1 protein-coding gene is annotated in these 290 nt (G+C 67.9%); it reads left to right on the forward strand.

Going from position 1 to position 290, the window contains the following annotated elements; all coding sequences use genetic code 11:
• On the forward strand, positions 1-290 hold a 290-nt coding region (locus AAEY78_RS12545), incomplete at both ends, for a PepSY domain-containing protein (protein WP_352339666.1).

Below are 290 nucleotides of genomic sequence, written 5' to 3' on the forward strand. Positions count from 1 at the left end.
GTGCAGGGCCGCCGCGAATGGGGCGCGCCGTCGCTCGCGCGGCTTGACCTGATGCCGTTCATCTACCGGCTGCACTACTCGCTGTTCCTGCCCGTGTACGGCGGGATCAACTTCGGGTTCTGGGTGATGGGCGTCGTCGGCATCGTGTGGGCGATCGACAGCCTGATCGCGCTGGTGCTGGCGTTTCCTAACCTGAAAAGCTGGCGCAAGTCGTTCGCGTTCCGCGTGCGGCGCGGCGGCTACCCGCTCGTGTTCGACCTGCACCGCTCGGGCGGCGTGTGGGTGTGGGG

The sequence above is a fragment of the Psychrobacter sp. 16-MNA-CIBAN-0192 genome (assembly GCF_040309565.1).
Taxonomy (GTDB): Bacteria; Pseudomonadota; Gammaproteobacteria; order Pseudomonadales; family Moraxellaceae; genus Psychrobacter.